1 protein-coding gene is annotated in these 2142 nt (G+C 66.3%); it reads right to left on the reverse strand.

Annotated elements, in window-relative coordinates:
• Window positions 1-135: 135 nt before the first annotated feature.
• A complete protein-coding gene (locus FCG67_RS24825; protein WP_169310612.1) occupies window positions 136-2094 on the reverse strand; it encodes an Ig-like domain-containing protein in 1959 nt (652 codons plus the stop codon).
• Window positions 2095-2142: the final 48 nt, after the last annotated feature.

The raw sequence follows: 2142 nt of genomic DNA on the forward strand, positions 1-2142 counted from the left end.
CACCGACCCCGAGACCGAGCACCGCGAGAGCGGCACCACTCACCGCCGCCACCGCACGGCGCATCATCAGACCGGACATGAAAGTTCCTCCATTTGCAGCACAAAGCATTGTTGGATCAATACAGAACTGAAGATTCAGGAACCGAACTGGCTGGAACCGAACGACCCGTCCCCACCGGCACCGGCCACCGTCACCGTGCTCGCCTGAGAACCCGCACCCGAGAATCCCGCGAACCCGGAGTACGTCGCCGAGATCGAATGAGCACCCGGCGAATCGAAGGTGTGCGACAACTTCGCCTTACCGTCGACCACATTCACCGGACCACCGATCGGGGTCGAACCGTCCTTGAACTGCACCGTGCCACCCGTCGGCGTCGGCGACACAACCGCCGAGAACTCCACCACGACACCACGATCCGCAGTCGCAGGCGCCGTCAACACGATCGAGGTCACCACATCGGGAACCGGAACCGACACCGACTGCACCGCAGAGGTCGAACCCAGGAAACCGGGAGCACCCGAGAACACCGCCGAAATCGCATGCGAACCGGCAGCAGCGAACGTGTGCGACAGCACCGCCTTACCGTCCACCACATTCACCGGGGCACCCAGCGCCAGATCACCATTCTTGAACTGCACCGTGCCACCGGCGGGAGCGGGCGAGACCGTCGCCTTCAACTCCGCAGGCGCACCCACGAACGCCGTCGCGGGCACCGTCAGCTGGGTCGAGGTCGCGACCTCGGCAACCGACACGGTCACCGTCGCGGCGGGAGAGGTCGAACCGGTGAACCCGGCACCACCCGAATAGACAGCGGTGATCGACTTCGCACCCGCAGCATCAAAGGTGTGCGACAAGGTCGCGACACCGGCGTTGACCGTGACCGGACCACCGATGTTCGCGGCACCATCCTTGAACTGCACCGTGCCACCCGCGGCAGCCGGAGCGACCGTCGCCTTCAACTCAACAGCCGCACCCACATTCGCCGTCGCAGGCACCGTGATGGTGGTCGTCGTCGCCTCATCGGGCACGGACACCGTCACCGTCGCCGCGGCCGAGGTCGAACCGGTGAACCCGGCACCACCGGAGTACACAGCGGTGATCGACTTCGCACCCGCAGCATCGAAGCTGTGCGACAAGGTCGCGACACCAGCGTTGACCGCAACCGGACCACCGATATTCGCGGCACCATCCTTGAACTGCACCGTGCCCGCAGCGGCAGCCGGAGCAACCGTCGCCTTCAACTCAACCGCAGCACCCACATTCGCCGTCGCAGGCACCGTCAGCATCGTCGTGGTCGCCGCGTCGGGAGTCGACACCGTCACCGACTGGGGGGCCGACTGCGACCCCTCGGCCGTGGCTGTCGGCAGGAACTTCGCGGACAGGTTGTGCGCGCCGGCGGTGGACGGTGTCCAGCCGACCGTCACTGCGCTGCCGACGAGCGGCCCCTCGCCGATCTTGGCGGCACCGTCGTAGAACTCCACGACATTGCCCGCGGCGCCGCCCGCGACGGTCGCGGTCAGCTGCACTGCTTGGCCGACAATGGCGCCCGAGACCGGGGCCAGCGTCGTGGTCGAGGCGTTCTTGCGGACCGACACCGTCGGCCCCTTGCCGTCATAGGTGCCGCTGCCGAGCGTCCCGGAGTAGTGCACCGTCGTCATCAGCGGCACACCGCGGGCACAGTCGGCACCCACCTTGTACGAGAACTCGAAGGTCCGCAGGTTCGGCGAGATGTGCGGGTAAAGCGCCCAGCTGCCGGACACCTTCGCGAAGTCGGCGCCCTGGCTGTCGAGCCCCTGTCCGGAACCGTCGACCTTCGCGGAGCCGTCCACATAGGTCAGGCACGGCGGATGAATGTCCTTGACCTGCTGGATGTACTCGACGACTCCGCCGGTCCGGTCGAAGACGGTCTTCGAGGTGATGGTGTCGCCTGCGGCCGGGGTGACGTCGCTGATCGTGCGGGTGATCCGCTCGCTCCCGTCATCCCAGGTCACCGAGCCCGGTGCCGCCGACGCGACACCGACCCCGAGACCGAGCACCGCGAGAGCGGCACCACTCACCGCCGCCACCGCACGGCGCATCATCAGACCGGACATGAAAGTTCCTCCATTTGCAGCACAAAGCATTGTTGGATCAATACAGAA

Source organism: Rhodococcus oryzae, from assembly GCF_005049235.1.
GTDB classification, from domain to species: domain Bacteria; phylum Actinomycetota; class Actinomycetes; order Mycobacteriales; family Mycobacteriaceae; genus Rhodococcus_G; species Rhodococcus_G oryzae.